At 69.4% G+C, this 2,027-nt stretch carries 1 protein-coding gene and 1 pseudogene; both read left to right on the top strand.

Annotated features, from left to right (window positions below):
• Nucleotides 1–438, top strand: a 438-nt coding sequence (locus tag ACFQEU_RS15060) for a Vms1/Ankzf1 family peptidyl-tRNA hydrolase (protein WP_379783476.1), incomplete at its 5' end; no start/stop codon positions are given.
• 269 nt (nucleotides 439–707) lie between these two features.
• A pseudogene (locus tag ACFQEU_RS15055) lies at nucleotides 708–2,027 on the top strand (hypothetical protein); the annotation flags it as partial.

The following is a 2,027-nucleotide window of genomic DNA, read 5'->3' as shown; positions in this document are numbered from 1 at the left end:
GTCGAGCCGGAGCCGTTCGACCGGTGGGCGGCGTCCCCGCGTCTGGAGCGGGCGTGGTTCCGACCGACCGGCCGGTTCGCGTTCGCGCTCGTCCGGTCGGACACGTTCGCGCTCGGGGTGTACGAGGGCGACGAGCGCGTCTCGTTCGAGGGGTTCGACTCGGACGTGAAGGAGGCACACTCCAAAGGCGGGTTCTCCCAGGGGCGATTCGAGCGACGACGTGAGGGACAGATCGACGACCACGTGAAACGCGCCCGTGAGGTGCTCGACGACCTCGACGACGTCGACCGAACGATCGTCGTCGGCGAACGGAGCGTCCTCGGGGACGTACGCGACCTCGCCGATCACACCGACGTGACCGATGCGACCGGACGCCCCGAAGCCGCCCTCGACGACGCGTTCCGTGACTTCTGGACGACCCGTGTGTACGCTATCTGAACGCGTTCGGGCCCGAATCGCGATGGTAAGCACCGAATACCTATGTGCCTCTGTGCCACACGATATTCTGGAGGGACACGTCACACGCTCCCTCCCCCCCCTACGAACGGCGACTCGGGTCGCGCGACCGACCTCGACACCTGTCCGACTTCGAAACCCGTCCGCCATCGACACAGGACGGACACCTGGGAGTTGCCGACAGCGCTCCGCCCACTTAGTTTCACGGAGTTGATAGACACACGTAAGCCTAGTGAGCACGGCCGTTATTTATGACCCGGATCGACGATCCCGTCGGTGGACGCGAGCTGTTCGCGGCGGTCGCCGTCGTGCTCGTCGCCCTTCTGGCGGTCGCTGCGGTGACGAGCGTGGCGGGGGTGGGCGGGCCGCTCGGCGGGACACCCGGGGCACTCGGCGGGGTGTCCGATACGACGGTCAGCGAGCGTGCCGTTCTCGACGGGACGGGCCACGGACCCGCGGTCGATCCCGCGACGGGGACGGCGTCCGTCGACGACGACACGATCCTGATACGGCACGAGCTGTCCACGACCGACGAAGCGGGGAGCGTCGGCGTGACGACCGAGGCGCGGATCCCCGACCGCGTGACCGAGCTCCGGATCGAGCTGTTGAGCGGGAACGATGAGCCGATCGAGGCGGACGGGTTCGACCGCGAGACGACCGACGGCGACGCGGAGTGGGTGTGGGACGGGGAGACCGAGCGTCCCTCGCTTACGTACGCGATGGACGCGAACGTGACCGACGACGCCGACGGACCGCTCGCAGGGGAGGGATCGTATCGGTTCGTCGACACGGGTGAGTGGGCGATCGTCAGGCCGCCACGGACGGCCGTGGGGTGGACGTTCACCGGCGGCGGCAGCCGCGTTACGCTCGCCCGGGAGAACGCCGTGGCGGGGGAAGGGGCCGCCTCGCGGGCCGTTGTATTCCTCGGTGCACACGAAGAACACGTCCACGAGACCGCGGACCAGCGCTACCGCCTGATCGTCCCGGAGGCGGCGACGCTCGAACCCTCGCCCGACGAGGTGTTCCAGGCGTACGAGGGCGCGGCCGCCGCGCTTCGGGTGGGGGCGCTCGACGAGGAGGTGTTCGCCGTGGCCGCGCCGACCGGCGACGTCTCTTGGGCGGTTCGCGGGCTCCAGATCGGTGACGCCGACCTCTGGGTCCGTGACGCCGAACCGGCGGGCACCGCCGACGACGTCTGGACTCACGAGTACGTCCACACCCGGCAGTCGTACGTCGCTGACTCGACCGTCGAGTGGTTCACCGAAGCGACCGCGACGTACTACGCCGCGCTGTTCGCACTCGAACGGGGAGCGACCGACTTCGACGAGTTCGAACGGACGCTCTCTGCCGGCGAACGCGAGCCGTTCGCGTCGTCCGTCCTCGCGGAACCCGGTACGTGGAGCGCCAACGCCGACTACGTGAAGGGCGCGCTCGTCGCCGGGGAGATCGACCGCCGGATCCGGGTCGCCAGCGACGGGAGCGCCTCGTTGGCGACCGCGTTCCGCGACCTCAACGAGGCCCCGTCCGCTCGCGACGAGCCGGACTCGTGGGTGACGAACCGCGACTTCCTC

Source organism: Halorubrum tibetense, assembly GCF_042661865.1.
GTDB lineage: Archaea > Halobacteriota > Halobacteria > Halobacteriales > Haloferacaceae > Halorubrum > Halorubrum tibetense.
Note: the sequence above shows the minus strand (reverse complement) of the source record. Positions and strands in the feature narration are given on the sequence as shown.